Origin of the sequence: Dietzia sp. NCCP-2495 (genome assembly GCF_026011735.1) — a bacterium.
Classification (GTDB): domain Bacteria; phylum Actinomycetota; class Actinomycetes; order Mycobacteriales; family Mycobacteriaceae; genus Dietzia.
Genome location: NZ_BRVN01000024.1, coordinates 1 through 15,847, shown reverse-complemented (window position 1 = coordinate 15,847; position 15,847 = coordinate 1). Strand labels below are relative to the sequence as shown.

Here is a 15,847-nt window from a genome sequence, read left to right as displayed (position 1 = left end):
AACTAGTCCTTTTTTCCGAACGGGAGTGCCCCGGCGCCGAGGCAGAAGGAGAACGCAGAGTCCTGCATCCCCCGCATCTCGCGCACCCGAATGTTGAGCTGGTTGGCCAGCGCCTCGATGTCGCTGTCGATCGCCCGGTCGTCTTCGCCCGGAAGCCACGTCGCCGCGACGTACATCGACCGCCGCCCGTACCCAGCGCCCTTGGCCAGCGCTTTGCGTGAGGCTGACGTGCCCTCGAGTCGCAGTTCGGCGTCCACCGACTTGATCGTCTTCCCGTCGTTGACGCCGACCATCGCGTCTCGGTGCTCGGCCTCGACCAAGGAGTGCGCCGTGCCCGGAGGAAACGGGCGGTAGACCAGGCAAACGGTCTTGCGAACGATCCGCGAATGCTGCGCCAGCAAGGGGCGCAGATGCTTGTTCTCGAACGTGGCCGGGGGCGCGGCCACCATCTCCCACGTCCGAGACCACGTGCCGTCGTGGAAATAACCGCGATTAGTCGCTTTAGCCACCGCCGGCCCTGCATCCGACCACGGCAACTGATGAGGGGTGCCATTGATGTGGAGCTCCTCGAAATCCCCCTCCGCGGCGGGGTTGAACGCCTTGTGTGTCGAGGCCACCATTTCGTCTGCGGTCATCGGCCGCGCCTCGATCCCGGCCCACGGCAACGCACCGCTGTAGAACGCGACAATTTCGTACCGGAGCTGCTCGAGGAAACGGCGATCGCGCACGTGCGACAGTTCGGCTTTGAGCGTGAAGGCCAGCTCGAACTCGTAGTCTTGGCCGCCGGATTGCAGCCTCCTGGCGCGGGCGAATTGGATCTTCCGGGCGACCTCAGGTGCTTCCGGAGAGTCGAGCGTGTCGACTTCCCGCAGCGCCAGCATCCCCGTCGACGGCCTCGTGGTGTGCCGGGCCACCACGGCCAGCAGGTTCCGGTTGTGAGCCCACTGGGCCTCACAGGTGCCCCACTGTGCGGTCGTGGCCTCGTCCTCCTGCGCGCTTCGCAGAACGTCGCCCGACAGCTGCCCGGTCAGCTTCACCGTGACCTGCTTGGCTGAGGGATTGACGATCACCCCGTATCGGTAACCGTTCGCATCGACGTCCTCGAGCAGCTCGGTGCCCGCCAACAGTCCCGGGGCCCGACGTTGCCCGCCGGGTACCCGCGACTCCGGCCCCGACAGATACAGATCCTCCCCGGTGACATAACGCCAGAGCCTCGCCGTTGCCAACCGCCCCGATGTGACGAAGGACCGGCCATCGCGGTGAAAATGCACCAGAGCACCTACCAGCACGGCCAGCAGCGCGCACATCAGCGCGAAGCGCACCTGCTGCGCCAGCATCGACACCACGAACGCGAGAAGGCCGACCAGGCCCACGACCGCCGTGCGCGCCGGGATGCGGCCGATGAAGTTGCGCTCCCGCTTCCGGCCCAGGGTGTATGTCGTCGTCTCGTGTTGCGGCGCAACCGTGTCAGTCATCGCACTCCCCTACCGGTACGGCCCCGGGTTCACCGGAGCTCCTACTGAGTCGTCGAGGATGCCGCCGCCCGCACGAAGCGCCGTGCCGGCCATGCCGCCGGCGTTGCGGGCGATCCGTGCGCCGGTCTGCCCCATCCCGGCTATCTGGTGGCCACCGCCAGCGGAGGGGCCTCCGCTCGCAGCGCCGCCGCCAGCGGCCGTGCCAGCGGCAGCGCCGGACGCGCCACGGGCCGATCCACCGCCCGTTGACGGGCCATTGCCGCCCGAGTCAGATCCACCGGACGGACCTCGGCCGCCCGCGCCCCCACCGCCGCCTCCCCCGTCGCTGAGTCCGAGGCCGGAGCCGCCGCCGCCCAGGGCTGCGCCGCCCGCAGCCACCGCTCCGGCACCGCCGGTGCTTGCCGCAGCGATCGTCGTGCCCACGACCGCCCCGGTCGCCCCAAGCACTGCACCCCCCAGCGCACCCGCCGACCCGCCGGCCTGGCCCTTCATCTGAGGCAGAACGATCGCCAGCAGAGCGGGTGCGCAGAGCCCGGCGGCCCCGAAGATGACCAGGGAGACCAGCTTGTTCTCCTCGGACCCGTCGAGGTTCAACGCCGCCCATACCGCCGACATGTAGACGAACGCCGCCGCCACCTTCAGCAGCCCGAACGCGACGAGGACGCCCATCGCGTTCTCCACGGTGAATCGCCCCGCTCGACCGATCGCCCACGCCGCGAAGATCGGCATCAGACCGATCAGGACCGGCAGCAAGATGATCCGCATGACCATTGCCAGGCACATCGCCAGCGAGCCGATCAGGGAAATGAGCACGAACACCAGGACCAGGATCGGGTTCATTTCCTCCCCGATCGTCACCGCTTCGGTGATCTTGGTGAAGTCTTCCGCCGGCGCGATATAGGTGTTGACCAGGACGTCAGCGAAGGCGTCGAGCGCCATAATCGCCGGGATCGCCAACGATGGAACCAACGCGCCGTAGAGCAAGTACCGCCCGTATGCCGAGGCCGCATCCTCCATCGCCTCGCCGGAGCCTTGCCGCCGGGTCGAGGCGACTTTCAGCAGCCCGATCGTCAAGCTCAACGCCAGCCCGGCAACGGCGGCCTGCCACACGATGTTGTTGATTCCGCCCGACGACAGCTCCAGGGCCTCCGGACTGAGCTTGAACTTCGTCCACAGCGTCATCGTGTAACCGATGACGGCGGGGTTTCCGTCCTTGATCTCGCGGACGATCCCGGCCAGTTTGCCGTCCCACACCTCGTCGGCGACGGCTTGGATCGCATCGCCGGGATGCTGTACCGCGCCCGCCGTGATGCATGCCCCGGACACAGCGGCACGAGGAAGCGCCGTCACCGCCTCTCTCAGGCCGCCGGCGTGGGCGGAATCGCGCAGCCAGTCGCCGACGGCGGTTCCTCCAATCATGCCGCCGTCGAAGAACTCGCCGTCGAGCTCGCCCGAGCGGCAGTCATTGTTGAAGTCTTGGAACTGGTTCTGCGCGTTGTCCTGTGCGTTGGCGGGAGCGGACACGGCCAAGGCCGCGAAGAGCGCCACGACCAGCGTGATGAGGACTTTTGCTGCCGGTTTCAGGTCCACGGTGACCACGTCCCGTCGATCTCGACGACGGGAGGCATGGCGCGGGACGACAGGATCTCCCACTGCTCTCCGGTCCACTCCATCGACACCCGCACCACCTGGTGATCGTGGGGCCCTACGTCGATCGACTCGATCTCCCCGACCGCCTCGGCGATCGAGGGCATGGCCGCTTCGACCGTGCACACCTGCTCGTCGCAGTGCTGGAATCGGAACCAGCGAGGTGCCTGATAGCCCTGCGCCGCAGTCAGAGCCCGCCCATCGGCCGATGCTCCGCGCGAGCGGATCTCGTCTAGAACCGCCGGGTCTTCGGCGACCGCGTCAGGCATGAACTGCTGGAGGAAATCGGCGTACGCCGCTCCCATCTCCATTCCGAGGCCCGCGAAGTTCGCGGCCACGAGCGCTGCGCCACCGGGCGAGTGGGCGTACCCCGTCATCACTTCCCCGTCGAGGTCGGTCGGCCCGTCCGAGCGCGACACCATGACCGTTGCGCCACTGCTTACCCGCTGGAGCTCGAGCCCGGCGGGAGGCCCGACCATCTCCTGCCCTTCGGGGAAAGCACCGGGCTGGCCGGTCTGCTCCCGCGGCGTGCCGCCCGGGGCGTCGACGAGCGTCACCCGGCGCCCGATCAGGTCAACGTCAATGCTCTCCGCATCCTCGTCGGTAGTGGCGGTGGCGGGCGGTTCCGCCGGCCCCGACGACGGCGGTGGAGCGGACTCTCCTGCACTGTCATCGTCACCGTCGACGACCGCCATGATGAGGGCGGCAATGAGGGCCACGGCGACAACAACAGCGGCGACGATCACCGTTGCTGTGAGCTTGCTCCGTCGCTGTGAGTCCATGCTGAGCTCCTAAGAGTTGGGCCGAAATTCGGTGAAGTCGTCCAGGTTGTCGATCTCGGCGGCGTCCACCGCGGTCTGCTGTGTGGGCAGGACGAGCTTCCAGTCACCCGTCTGCCAGGCGAGCTGCGTGGGCTGGGCAGTGAGCGTCCCGTCGGGCCACTCGACAGCGAGCAGCACTTGAGCTCGATCGTCCGAGTAGTCGGTGAACCGGAAGCCTGCGAACGTCGCGGGATTGCGTACCCGTCCCTCCACGGAGACCAAGGCGCGAGCCTGTATCCACTGGTCCTTGCCCGGCCCGGGCGCCAGGATCGTATTGGCCATCCGCGGCCACTCTGCGTCGCCGGTCGTAGCCAGCAGCGTTTGACCGGTGATCGCAGCGATTACCGCGCATTGCGGCGTCCTGGCGTACCCGTGTTCAACGGGCTCGGTTTTTTCCGGGCACTGCTCAGCGCGGGGAACAGCGATACCGGCCATTGGCGACCAGGTCGCCTCCGGCGCTGACGTCAGGTCGGGGCCGGCAACCTCGTCTGTGTTGTCCGAGCCGCAGGCCGTGGCGGTCACGACCACCAGTGCAGCCGCTGCGAATCTCTTGAGCGTGCCCATCGTGCTCTCCTTCGCTGCGATCAGACGGGGGTGTAGATCAGTGAGACGACCATGCCGATGCTCGAACCAAGGACGAGAACGACGGCAATCACCAGCAGGCGCTCCACGCCCTGTTTGGGCTCTCGGCCCATCTCGCGTGCGTTGCTTATCTCCGCGAATGTCCAGCCGAGAAACACCACGGAGGTCACGACGACAAACGCGAGTCCTATCGAGATCCAGTTGGCAAACAGCCCCTGCATCACCGGGGGCAGCGGTATCGGCGATGTGGGAGGTGGTTGCTGCGCGAGCAGGCGGAGCGTCATAAATGCTTCGCCTATCCGAGCAGCCAGCCGACGATCGGCATGAGGACGCCCAGGCCGACCACGCCGCCGCCCCACCACAGCAGGCGGCCGGACACCTGGTCACCGCGTCCGTCCTGGCGGGCGAAGGCGATCCCGGCGAAGACCATGACCCCGCCAATGACTGCGATGACGATGCCGATGGCCAGCGCGACCCCGGCGACGTCGGTCAGACGGGTAGAGAGGAAGTCAGGCAGCCAGGGCGTGATGTTGTTGATGAACGACGTGTCGCCCTGGGCGAGTACTCGGGTGTTCATAGCTAGTTGCCTTCCAGATAGCTCGAGGTGGGGGACGCACTCGTGGAGGGCGCCGAGGTTGCCGTCGACACCGCGGTCGACGAAGTCGTAGTGGTGTAACCGAGGTCATCCAGCGCCGCGCGGGCTGCCTGGTTGTCGAACTCGACGGTCGCCAGAGCGCTCAGCCCATCGACGGACCGCCGAGGTGCGGGGGCCAGGGGTTCATCACTTCCGGCGGTGACGTCCTGCGCGATGGCCTGGACCCAATCCACCGTCGCCGCTGCCGGACTCCGGCCGTCGGGCAACACCGGCCGCTCGGCGTAGGCGTTGTGCTCGTTAGTCGACAGCCACGCCGTCAGACTCACCGCCAGCTCGACCTGCTCGGGGACCGGGACACCAGCGTCCTTGAACACCTGCAACGTCTGCCGTGCCAACCCGGAGGCGGAACCAGGCTCGAGCAAGGACATGGCCGATTCGGACAACTTCGCCACGGCCACAGCGCCCGCCGCCGGGGGTCCACCCGTCAGACCGGCAACAGCGATCTGCGCCAAGTTCTCCGGCGTCACGGTCTTGCGAACAACGGTGATTCCCGCGCCCAACGCCATACCTCCGAGGCCGGCAGCAACGTCGACCACGGTCCGGACCACCTGCTCTGGTGTCGGCAACGGCGGTATTCCCGGGAGTCCTGGCCCCGCCGGCATCGGAGGCGCGGGCGGGAGAACCTGGCCCGCCGGCGCCTGCACCGGCGAGGGCTCAGCGGTCTCGCTGGTCTCTGACGTCGAGCTTGTCGTGCTCGTCGACGTCGTCTGGCTGCTCGTCGATGCGGCCGTGGTTGCTTCTGCCGTGGCCGCTTGGACTCGCTTGCTCAGCACTGGGGTCTTCGCACCCCCATCGGGGCGCGGGGAGAATCCGACACCGCTGAAACCCAGGTCGACCACTTCTGAGAGGTCTCCGATGCTGACCGCGCGGTCGAGGATCCGCGCGAGCCGCTCCAGCGCCGCCACCGGGTCACCGAGCGAGACCTCCTCGAGGAGCGGAACGATGTCGGTCACCAGCTCCGATTCCGCGGGCAGACCGCACACGTAGTCGCCGGGCAGGCACCACGACACCACGCGATCGGCGATCTGGCCGAAGTCACTGAGGCCGGTCTTGTCGGTTCCCAAGCCGCCCGCATTCGCTGTGGCGAGCTGGTCCAGGCCAACCAATGCTCGCTGCACGTTCTCGCCGTCAGTGCCAGGAACGGGGCCAACGGTGGAGGAGCCCTCGGGGTGTAGTGGCGTGCCGCCCGCTCGAGTCGGATCGGCGAACAGTGCAACGCCGCCGATCTGGCTCGGGTCAATAACGCTCAGCCCTGCGCCGGCCCGGCGAGCGACGTTGCTGATGACCTCGGCGCCTTGAGAGAACCCCGCCAGGAAGACCTTCGTATCGGGGCACTTGGTGGCAATCTTGCCCATCAGGTCCTCGGTCATCTCGACCCCGGTGAGCATGGACTCGCCGTACGGAGTTAGATCCCCGACATTCAGCGGGATGCCCTGCATGCCGGGTGGCTGCGCTCCCCCGACCGTGGCCGGGTACGTCACGTACGTACGTGAGACTCGAGGCACCTGCTGCTGGTGGCTGGTCATCGCCGCCCCGAGGGCCTTACCGGCGGTGCCGGCGAGCGACTGCATACCGTCAGGCAGGTCAAGCAGCTCGGCGAAGCCAGACGACAGGTCTCCGATGTTCGGTCCGTTGACTGCGTTCATCACCGGGCGAGCCAGATCGCGCGAGAGGAAGCCGTGGGTGTCCTGGTTGGGTTCGGCGAACCGCGCGGTCTCCGAGGTGCCCGGTGCCAGCAGCATGTGTACCGCCGGGCACTGCGTGGTGCTCGCCGCGACCGGAGTGGTCCGGGAGGTTGCTGTCTGCGCCGCCGCGGGGCCGGTGCCGGCCACCACCAACGCCGGCACCATCAACGACGAGAACAGTCCGACTCGAATGCTCATTGCTTACCTTCCGCCCCATGCCGCGACCTGGGTCCGCGCGGCGTCGATGAGTTCGGTGCCGAGTTCGGCGACGGCCGGTGGAACCGCCTCACGCAGCGACGGCCGCTTCTTGGTCGTGGGCGCCTGGCCGAGGGACCAAACGGCCAGCTCGTCCACGGCCACGGTGGTCATTCCGGGAACAAAGGGGACGGCCCACATATGCAGAGCCCCGTTGCTGATCTGGGTGAGCAGACCAGCAAGGACGTCCCGTCGCTGGCGCACTTGCTGCGGTCGACGGCCAGGCACTCGCGCGACCGTGATTACTCCGAGTAGTTGTGCGCTACCAGCTCCGCCGGTGGCGAACTGCCGCACGAGGGCGTGGACCCTGGTCAGCGCTGTAACTGACTCCTCGGCTACCAGCACCACGAAGGGAGACTGCCGGGCGTGGCCTCCGGGCCATCGCCCCTGAGCGTCACCCGCAGGGCCAATCCAGCGACACAACGTTGTGACCCCGGCGCCGCCATGAGCGCCAAGCAGCCAGAGCCCTGGAGCGCCGCTCGTCGGAATGGGCGTGTCCCACACTTGGGCGCACTCGCCCGCCGAAGGTGGCTGGATTGCGGGGCGTACCGGCCCCAGCCCCGAGGCGACGTCGTTACGAGTCTGAGCCAGGATGGGAGTCACTGTTCCTCCTCGGCAATCTCGACAATCTCGACGCGGTCACCGTCGCGGCTCGTCGTGATCTCCTGCACGAACGTCTGGGGAGCCTGCGAGGGTCGGACCTCGGTGATTTCGACCGTCGCGGTGTCACCGTCCGGTGTGATCGACACGCAGTGCTCGGTGCCCTTGGGAACAGAGTCGATGCCTTCTTGGAGAGCATCGACATTGACCAGCGTGGAGTCGTCCGAGGTCAGGTCCAGGGCCTTCTCCGCGTCACGGGCCGAGTAGTAAGCGTGCTCGAAGGCCAGGATCACCCCAGCTACGGACTTGGTGTCACCGGCTCCAGCACCGGTGATCGTTCCGCCGGACTCCGACTCCTCGCACGCGAACTCCTCCGCAGGTGCGCTTTCAACCTGCGCCGCAGCTCCGCTTTCGGCTTGGATCTGGTCCAGGTCAGCGGCGATGTTGTCTGGTTCGTTCTCGCCACCAGACATCTGTGCCAGTGCCAGAAGGCTCACCCCGGCTATGAGCACTCCCAGCCCGGCGATTAGTGCCACCGCAAGCGTTCGTTCCCGGCGACGACCAGGGCCGGGCGACTGAGCCGAGCCCGCCCATTCGTCCTCGTCGGTGGCCAGGTCCAGCGGCGGCTCAGCCCCGCTCCCTCCGAGCTGGGTCATCCAATCCGGGTCGGAAGGAGTCGTCTTCGACTCCGGCGGCGAGGTCCGTGGGGCCTCGCCACCGGGAGGAGGTGCCACGCCGAGAGCATCCATCCAATCCGCGCCAGCAGCGCTGGAGTCCTGCTCAGCGTCCGAGTCGACGCGCCGCAGGGAGGACTCGTCACCATTGTTTTTTTCCGACACTTGTGGCCCTCCTCAATCGGCGGGAATGCTCTCGGCGCGAAAACAGATCAGTTGAAGTGGACCGGGGGCACACCCGGGATGTTGAGGTCGTTGATCGACCCGGCAACGTGGTCCTTGGCCTGGTTGATCGAGTCGTTGATGCCGTTCTGCACGCCCATCGCCGCGTGCGGGTTGGCGTTGACCGCGGCCCCGCCGGCGCCGAGCGAGGCGGCACCACCGGCGGCGCTTCCGGTACCGGCCAGGCCGGCGATCGCGGTACCAGCGGTGGCAATCGGACCGGCGGCGGTGGCCGCTCCAATGACGGGGGCAGCGATCGGGCCAAGGGTCGCTAGCGCGGCGATGATCGCGCCGGAGATGGCAGAAGCGGCGGTGAGCATGGTTGTTCCTCTTTCTCTACGGGTGGGACCGGCGACCGGGCGGTCGTCAGCCGATGTGAAGCTGCTTCGGAAGGATCGGGGCCTGTGGCACGACGGGCGCGCGACCTCCGAGGTCGATCGTGATCCCCTGCGGTGTGGCTGCCGGGGCAGGAGCGGGAGCGGGAGCGGGAGCGGGAGCGGGAGCGGGAGCCTGTCGAACCGGCGCCTGCTGCACCGGGTACGTCGGGGCTTGCTGAACGGGATACGACGGGGACTGCTGCACCGGCGCAGGCTGATGAGAGCGGACCTGCTGCGTGGGAGCCTGCGTCGCCGGAGCGATTTCGACCTTGGGGGCCGACTCTCGGCGCTCGTCGGGCTCGTTCTCCTTCTTCACCTCACGGGTTGGCTGGACCGCCTTCGCTAGGCCGGCCTGTTTGGCCTGGGCCGGACGCTGCGTAGCCGTCCGGGATGAGGTCGCCTGCGCGGCCTTGACTGACCGCTGGGAAGCACTGGGCTTCTGAGCCACATCCACGCCGGCCTGAGCGGTCGACGGCCGAGCTGCGGGCGCAGTCGCCTCCTCGATTCCTGACTGTGTCGCGGCCGATGCCGCGTACACGCCGCCGAAGGCGATCAACGCTGTACAGGCGCCGATGGCTGCTCCGCGAACGGCCGAACGGAGGTCTCCCTGGGTATGGCTCATCGCATCCTCGGATCACTGAGGGCGGCGCTCGGCACGGGGCAGCGCCCCGTGACCAGGGGGGCGCCGACAGTCGGCAGAGCACACGCGTGTGGTGGGAATTGCGCTTCATCGCACCGGGACAGAATCAACCGGTGCGGAGCCGTACCGACGGTACGAGCGCAGAAGGCACGGTATGCGAACGCTGGGTGCTTGCTCAAGGGCTTCCCTCTCAATTCCGGTGAGCCTCTACTTAGTTGATAGACCAGCTTGTCTAGCGGGTCTGCAACGCTAGGCTATAGCGTTAAGTTATACCGGCGCAAGGGCTGAGGGGGCCGAAATGGACTGCGATGATGATGCGAGTTGCACGCCAGATGCAGGAGGTTGCGTGGCTCGCAGGCCCGGCTATGTCAGCCCTTCCGTGGCTCGCGGAGCGATGCTCCGACACGGCCTCACGGGCCTCCAGGTCGCCGCTCGCGTGGGGGTTAACCCCTCGACCGTGCGCAACTGGCTAGCCGGCCGCACGGCGCCAGCCCCAGCGAAACTCGCCGCGCTAGCCCAAGTCCTCGAGCTGAACGTTCGGGACCTCACGGGCGTACTCCCGGGCCGCGAAACCCTCTCGGACATGCGCGTGCACGCAGCGCTCAATCAGTCCGAGGTCGCCGAGCGCGTTGGCCTCAGCCAAAGCGCCTTCTCCACCATCGAGCAGGGGGGCTCGCCACTGTCCGAAGCGCTGTGCGCCAGCCTGGCCGACCTCTACGGGGAGCCCCAGGAGGCCGTGCGCGACGCATGGCAACGCGCCAACGACACGCTCAAGGGTTCCACCCAATAGCGCACATCTGTATCGTTAAGTAATACCGGCCCGACACGCCGCCCGGCCTAGGAAATAACACACCTGAAACTACACCCGTGATACCACTATTCCCATGGCTCCTCCTCGTACCACTGAAGGTCGCACTCAACTCAATGCGCTCATCGACGAGAAGTTGTTCGCCGACGTGCAGCGCCTCTGGCGGGAATCCGGCAACCCCAAACGCTGGCAGGTTGTCGAAGAGATCGTCCGACTGGGCGTCGAAGCGTACGAAGCCGTACCCAAAGACCACCGGGGCGGGCAGCAGGAGCTGCTCCAAGCCGGTTAAGAACCGACCACGACTGAATAGGAGGACGCCTCTCACCATGCACTGACGCGGGTATCGACTGACCACCGAGTACCTGCGTGACAACTGCACAGCGGAGCGTTCACAAACAAAAAAGAACGCCACCCGACGGGAATCGGGTGACGTCCTTGAAGTTTGAGATCAGGACAGGCGACCAAACCTGCTTCTGATCTGCGCTCCCTCCCAATGGAAGGAACTGTCGTGCGAGACAGCTCCGAGGGTAGCGCACACCCAAATGCGGTGTCCAGCATGTCAATGCTGGGCGAGTCGCAGGGTGCGCCAATAGACCTCGATAACACGCAAGAACCCAACCTCGGCGACGTGATCCGCCAGCGGATCGAGGATGCCGAGAAAGAAAACACGCTGCGCGGCCAACGCGGCCACTCCTGGGCCCTCGACGGCCGACAGCCAGCCTTGGTGTGGCAAAGCCGCACCAAGTGGCTCACGGCCGCCGCGGCGGAGTTGGCGTGCGCTCCAGGCCGGCAGCTGTGCCGGAAGTGGGGCGTGTCCTCGCGGACCGTACTGCTCGTAGCTCGGGCGTGCGCTCACTTTGCAGACTCCAGCACCGGGCGAGGCGTCACCGCTTCCAACGCCACTATCGGCCGGGTCGCCGCTGAACTAGCGGGTCGCGCTCGTCCGTACTGCCACGATGTTGTCCTGAAAGCTCGGGCCGTCCTGGCGGCGCTGGAACTCGCGGTCGAGGTCGCGCGGGGGCGATACCTCACCGCCGAGGAACGATTTCAGGCAGCCGTGCACCACGACGGAGTCCAGATCCGAGCTGCATCCACATGGGCGCTGACGACTCCCCGCAGGTGGTACACAAAATCGTCTCTACCGCGTAGCGGTTCTACGGGGAGTAAAACTCCCCGTAAGAAGCGTTCCCCCACACACGCGCGCAAGCGCGCGCCGGCGCCCTCCGGGCGCTCACCAAGACTCCAGGGGCGAGAGCGGCCTCGCCAGGCACACATTGTCACCGCCCAGCTCGTCGCCTCAGCAAAGAGCCTCGACAACGGCCGTCACCTCGGGTCACTGGTCGACGTCATCGACGAGCTCGTGGATTGCACTCGCTGGACAGGGCGTGATCTGGTGACGATCCTCAACGAGGATGCGCGGAAGAACCCGCGGGACTGGCCCTCGACGATCAAGAATCCGGCCGGTTTCCTGCGGCATCGCCTCTCACGGCTCCGGAACGTGCTCGCCGGCCCCTCACCCAGCGAGGTGGCCGAGGAGCACCGACAGCAAGCCCTCGAAGAGCAGCGCCGACGGGCCGAGGCCGCCGCCGCAGCCGAGGAACGCGCGGCTACTCCTGAGCAGGTGTCACGCCACATGGACGCCATTCGCTCAATCCTGCGGCGACGGCAGCGCAGGTCGGCGGAGAACGACCGTTTCGGCCTCGCCAGGTAGCGACTGAGGGTGGTGATCGGGGGAAGTTGATCGCCCGAGATTGAGCTCGAAACCATAGGCTGTGTCCGTCATTGACCACGTCAGGAGGCTTCACGTGAGGCTTGATCCGAGATGGATCGTCTTCGATCTCGCAGACAGAGGCGATGGAGATCTGATGGTTCACTCCATCGGTGGAATCCCCTGCCAGCGCACGCTCCGACGGGCCGTCAAGAGCAACCTGCTCGACCTCGACCGTGACGGTCTGAGGCTGCTCACGGACTACGCCCGCACCCGAACATGCTCGACTCCCGGCCTGCACGCTGACTACCGCCTGGTCGAACACCCCGAGTGCGGTCCGACCGGAATCGCCGTCTGGCTCCACCCCACCCCGCCGGTTGAGCGCTGCGTGCTCAACTCGTGGGTCATGGACCTGGCCGATCTGACCACCGTCACTGCCGGCGACGACGTCTCCCTCATGGCCGACGGCCGTGTCGCCGGCGAACAGCGGCCGATTCAAGATCTGTGGCGATTCCTGACTCCGGCCGACGCCGCCACCCTTGTCACGCGCTACAAAGCGGCGGTGCTCGACCCGGACAACACGTGGGTCGGATACGAGTGGACTCTCAACCTGCCGGACGCTGCCCCGCTGCACATGTTCAGCGGAGGCCGGCTCCGCGTCGAGGGTGAGCAGCGACGGATCATCGGCACCAGCGTCGTCCTCGCCGAGCGCACGCAGGAACCTCCGGACCTCCTCGGGCCGCTCGTCGAGTTCGCCTCCATCACGCTTGCACTGGTCAACCGCCTGGCGCGAAGCGCCGTCACCAGTGTCGGTGCAGACGCGCCGCTGAGCTACGAGGCACTGTGCCGCCTCGTCACCGAGTATGACCTGTATGAAACCGGCGTCTTCCCCGTCGAGTTAGATGGCATCGAGTTCGATGCCAGGGTGGTCCCGATCGCAGACATGGAAGGCGGGGCGGCCACTGTAATGCTGCGTAGAAGAGGAACTGCATGAGCGAAGCACGCGATCGCGGCGCCAGCGGAGGTATCTACAACCCCGTCACTCTCAGGCTCTACGACGCGGGCGTCCTCGGGCTGACCAATCGACTGATCTGGCGATGCCCGACAGCGACGATGGTCGAGCACTACCGCAGCCACGCCGGCCGTAGCCACCTCGATGTCGGCCCCGGGACCGGCTACTTCCTCGAGCGCATCGACTCCCCCTCGCTCACCCTGCTCGACCTCAACGCCTCCTGCCTCGCCGCCGCGTCCGACAGAGTTGGCCACGGCAGATCCGTCGCCTCCCTCCAGCAGTCCTTTTTCGACCCGCTCCCCCGTGAGCACAGCTTCGACTCAATCGGTCTGAACTTCCTGCTTCACTGCATCCCCAGTCAAGAGAAGTGGGACCGCCTCTCCCAGCTCCGCGGCCACCTCCGGCCTGGCGGGACCATTTTCGGCTCCACCCTCATCCCCGATCCCGAGACCGCGACGCTCGCAGCTCGAGCGTTGAATAGCACCTACAACAAGCTCGGCGTGTTCGGTAACGCCGACGACACCATGGACGAACTGGAGAACGCGCTCCGCGGCTACACCGAGGTCAGCACCCGGCGGGTCGGCCAAGTCGCGCTGTTCTCTGCACGACGACCCCAGGAGGATCACACATGACCGACGCACGCGTAGCCCTGGTCACCGGCGCCAACCGAGGCATCGGCGCGGCTATCGCCGCCCGACTCGCCCGCGACGGCTTCACGGTCGTCGGCACCCACCGGGGCAGCGGCGTCGGCGAAGGCATCCACGGCGTCGAATGCGACGTCACCGACCCCGAGTCCGTCGATGCCGCGTTCACATACGCCGAGCAGACCTTCGGCCCGGTCTCCGTCGTCGTGGCCAACGCCGGCATCACCAAGGACACGCTGGTGATGCGGATGAAGGAAGAGCAGTTCCTCGACGTCGTCAACACCAACCTGGCCGGCGCGTTCCGCATCGCCAAACGAGCGACCCGCAACATGCTCAAGCAGAAGTACGGCCGCATCATCTTCATCGGATCCGCATCCGGAATGTCCGGCGTCCCCGGCCAGGTCAACTACACCGCCTCCAAGGCCGGCGTGATCGGTATGGCCCGCTCGTTCGCTCGCGAGCTCGGCATCAAGGGCATCACCTCGAACGTCGTGGCCCCCGGATTCACCGAGACCGATATGTCCGACGCCATGGACGACAAAGCCAAGGAACTCGGTACCTCGATGATCCCGCTCGCCCGATTCGCGCGGCCCGAGGAGATCGCCTCCGCCGTCGCGTTCCTGGCCTCCGAGGAAGCCAGCTACATCACCGGAAACGTGCTCAACGTCGACGGCGGAGTGGGTATGGGGCACTGAACTGCCGAGCTGGCACCGGGACCGGAGGTGACCCCTTCCCGCTATCTCCACAGTCTCCAACCCCTCCCCCAGACGCTGACCCGGCCGAGCTCAGCCCACGGCGCAGCGCTCAGGGCCGACTACGCTGGGCTCTCGACCGCAGTCACCCCGAACCAGAAAGGACCCCACCATGGTCATCGACGGCAACGTGATCGAAATCGGCACGCTGAACCAGCTCAAGTCCGGCTCGAACGTGCTCACGATCAAAGTCCTCCACCGGGCCTACAACCCCACCGCCCGCAAATTCACCGGCCAGGTCGTCTACGACGTCGAGCTACGCAAGCAACTCGCCGAGAACGCCCACGCCAGCCTGACAATCGGTGACGACGTCATCATCGACGCCGACGAACACGACCTCGCCGCCACCATCTACACCGACAGCAACGGCCAGGACCACCCCCTGCTCACCGGAGCCAAAGCACGCAACCTCGGCATCAGCATCCGCTCCGAGGCACTCCCTGTTACGCCTTGACCTGCTCAAACGCATCTTGCGCGCATATAGTCATGTGCGTAGCATCTGAAATGCGGAAGACGCCGGAGCTGCTACTCCGGCGCCTCCCTGGAACTGTCACCTAGCTAGGCGTCGGTTCCAAAGCGGATGAGATCCAAGAGAAGTCGACCGACCTGGGCCGTGGCGCTAACCACAGCGACCCAGAAGGTCGGCTTCTCGTCATTTCGACGGGTTCCCATCACATCACCTCCTTCCATCTAGGCAACGGCCCTGCGGATGATGGGCCGCACCCCTGCCGGAAGGAAGCGAACTCAGTATAAAGAGCCGGTGGGACACCAGAGTTAAGTCGGAAGGCAGCCCTGTGACCAGCATGTGGAGCCTCATGTGACTTGCTGGGGATAACCCATTTGCTCGATGGGTGTGGGTGTTCTGGGGCCAGCTCCCGCGTGCAATACCGTCTGGTGACTCCCGGGGCGTAGTCCCCTGGTGCAGGTGGGTGGCCGACCTTGGGTTGTGGGGCGATCTGGTGGTCAGCCCTCTTTCCCTGCCACCCCGAGTCTTCGTGCTCCGCTACCGGCGTCAAGGTCGGCGCCGGCTCCGCCGTCGCCCGGTCGTCCGCGAACAATCTGGCCCGCGCTTCGCTTATTTCGGGCCAGATTGTTCGCTCCCGTCCGGGTTCCCTTCCTTGACTCCGTTCGCTGCGCACGAGATCGGCAGGTGTCAGGGAAAGGGGGGCCCTGCGCGAACGGCTCTGACCGCGTGGTGTCGGGTGCATCGCCGCAGGTGAGAGGCGATTTAACCGACCCATACTAGTTGCATACTAGTATGATGCGTGTATACTGGAAGCAGAGCGGGCC

18 protein-coding genes and 1 pseudogene are annotated in these 15,847 nt (G+C 66.5%); 8 read left to right on the top strand and 11 right to left on the bottom strand.

Going from position 1 to position 15,847, the window contains the following annotated elements; genetic code table 11:
* Nucleotides 1-2: 2 nt before the first annotated feature.
* The 10 genes from OPF83_RS15055 to OPF83_RS15010 form a co-directional block, all read right to left on the bottom strand.
* Nucleotides 3-1,475, bottom strand: a complete 1,473-nt coding sequence (locus OPF83_RS15055) for an SCO6880 family protein (RefSeq protein WP_264888401.1) — start codon at nt 1,473-1,475, stop codon at nt 3-5.
* 9 nt (nt 1,476-1,484) lie between these two features.
* The gene (locus OPF83_RS15050; RefSeq protein WP_264888400.1) at nt 1,485-3,065 is read right to left on the bottom strand and encodes a hypothetical protein; all 1,581 of its coding nucleotides are present in this window, start codon (nt 3,063-3,065) and stop codon (nt 1,485-1,487) included.
* Nucleotides 3,056-3,904: a hypothetical protein gene (locus OPF83_RS15045; protein WP_264888398.1), complete on the bottom strand. Its 849-nt coding sequence runs from the start codon at nt 3,902-3,904 to the stop codon at nt 3,056-3,058. The genes OPF83_RS15050 and OPF83_RS15045 overlap by 10 nt, the downstream gene beginning before the upstream one ends.
* A gap of 9 nt (nt 3,905-3,913) precedes the next feature.
* Complete coding sequence (locus OPF83_RS15040; protein WP_264888396.1) at nt 3,914-4,507, bottom strand: hypothetical protein; 594 nt, start codon at nt 4,505-4,507, stop codon at nt 3,914-3,916.
* 20 nt (nt 4,508-4,527) lie between these two features.
* Nucleotides 4,528-4,809 carry a hypothetical protein gene (locus OPF83_RS15035; RefSeq protein ID WP_264888395.1) on the bottom strand — a complete coding sequence of 94 codons (282 nt, stop codon included), beginning with the start codon at nt 4,807-4,809 and terminating at the stop codon, nt 4,528-4,530.
* Nucleotides 4,810-4,820: 11 nt separating this feature from the next.
* Nucleotides 4,821-5,102 (bottom strand): hypothetical protein, encoded by a 282-nt coding sequence (locus tag OPF83_RS15030; protein ID WP_119192490.1) that lies wholly within the window; start codon nt 5,100-5,102, stop codon nt 4,821-4,823.
* A gap of 2 nt (nt 5,103-5,104) precedes the next feature.
* Nucleotides 5,105-7,063, bottom strand: a complete 1,959-nt coding sequence (locus OPF83_RS15025) for a cutinase family protein (protein WP_264888393.1) — start codon at nt 7,061-7,063, stop codon at nt 5,105-5,107.
* 3 nt (nt 7,064-7,066) lie between these two features.
* On the bottom strand, nt 7,067-7,348 hold the full coding sequence (locus tag OPF83_RS15020; RefSeq protein WP_259894671.1) for a hypothetical protein: 282 nt from the start codon (nt 7,346-7,348) through the stop codon (nt 7,067-7,069).
* A 371-nt stretch (nt 7,349-7,719) separates the two neighbouring features.
* Nucleotides 7,720-8,559 carry a hypothetical protein gene (locus tag OPF83_RS15015; protein ID WP_264888392.1) on the bottom strand — a complete coding sequence of 280 codons (840 nt, stop codon included), beginning with the start codon at nt 8,557-8,559 and terminating at the stop codon, nt 7,720-7,722.
* 47 nt (nt 8,560-8,606) lie between these two features.
* The gene (locus OPF83_RS15010) at nt 8,607-8,936 is read right to left on the bottom strand and encodes a hypothetical protein (RefSeq protein WP_063935009.1); all 330 of its coding nucleotides are present in this window, start codon (nt 8,934-8,936) and stop codon (nt 8,607-8,609) included.
* Between the two features lie 995 nt (nt 8,937-9,931).
* Here OPF83_RS15010 and OPF83_RS17560 point away from each other — a divergent pair.
* The 3 genes and pseudogenes from OPF83_RS17560 to OPF83_RS15000 all read left to right on the top strand — a co-directional run.
* Nucleotides 9,932-10,165, top strand: a pseudogene (locus tag OPF83_RS17560) (helix-turn-helix domain-containing protein); the annotation flags it as partial.
* 51 nt (nt 10,166-10,216) lie between these two features.
* A complete protein-coding gene (locus OPF83_RS15005; protein ID WP_241504510.1) occupies nt 10,217-10,423 on the top strand; it encodes a helix-turn-helix transcriptional regulator in 207 nt (68 codons plus the stop codon).
* 94 nt (nt 10,424-10,517) lie between these two features.
* On the top strand, nt 10,518-10,730 hold the full coding sequence (locus OPF83_RS15000) for a hypothetical protein (RefSeq protein WP_132064161.1): 213 nt from the start codon (nt 10,518-10,520) through the stop codon (nt 10,728-10,730).
* 270 nt (nt 10,731-11,000) lie between these two features.
* On the opposite strand, the gene OPF83_RS14995 is transcribed toward OPF83_RS15000, so the two are convergent.
* Nucleotides 11,001-11,132, bottom strand: coding sequence for a hypothetical protein (locus OPF83_RS14995; RefSeq protein ID WP_264888391.1), 132 nt, complete (start codon nt 11,130-11,132; stop codon nt 11,001-11,003).
* Between the two features lie 702 nt (nt 11,133-11,834).
* Between OPF83_RS14995 and OPF83_RS14990 the strand changes: the two genes are divergently transcribed.
* The 5 genes from OPF83_RS14990 (at nt 11,835) to OPF83_RS14970 (ending at nt 15,011) form a co-directional block, all read left to right on the top strand.
* Nucleotides 11,835-12,152, top strand: a complete 318-nt coding sequence (locus OPF83_RS14990) for a hypothetical protein (RefSeq protein WP_119192486.1) — start codon at nt 11,835-11,837, stop codon at nt 12,150-12,152.
* Nucleotides 12,153-12,306: 154 nt separating this feature from the next.
* Nucleotides 12,307-13,143, top strand: a complete 837-nt coding sequence (locus OPF83_RS14985; RefSeq protein ID WP_264888389.1) for a hypothetical protein — start codon at nt 12,307-12,309, stop codon at nt 13,141-13,143.
* On the top strand, nt 13,140-13,793 hold the full coding sequence (locus OPF83_RS14980; RefSeq protein WP_063972548.1) for a class I SAM-dependent methyltransferase: 654 nt from the start codon (nt 13,140-13,142) through the stop codon (nt 13,791-13,793). Before OPF83_RS14985 ends, OPF83_RS14980 begins: the two co-directional genes overlap by 4 nt.
* Entirely contained in the window at nt 13,790-14,500 is a 711-nt protein-coding gene (gene fabG, locus OPF83_RS14975; RefSeq protein WP_070720967.1) for a 3-oxoacyl-ACP reductase FabG, read from the top strand. Before OPF83_RS14980 ends, fabG begins: the two co-directional genes overlap by 4 nt.
* A 169-nt stretch (nt 14,501-14,669) precedes the next feature.
* Nucleotides 14,670-15,011, top strand: a complete 342-nt coding sequence (locus tag OPF83_RS14970) for a hypothetical protein (protein WP_119192483.1) — start codon at nt 14,670-14,672, stop codon at nt 15,009-15,011.
* Nucleotides 15,012-15,847 lie beyond the last annotated feature (836 nt).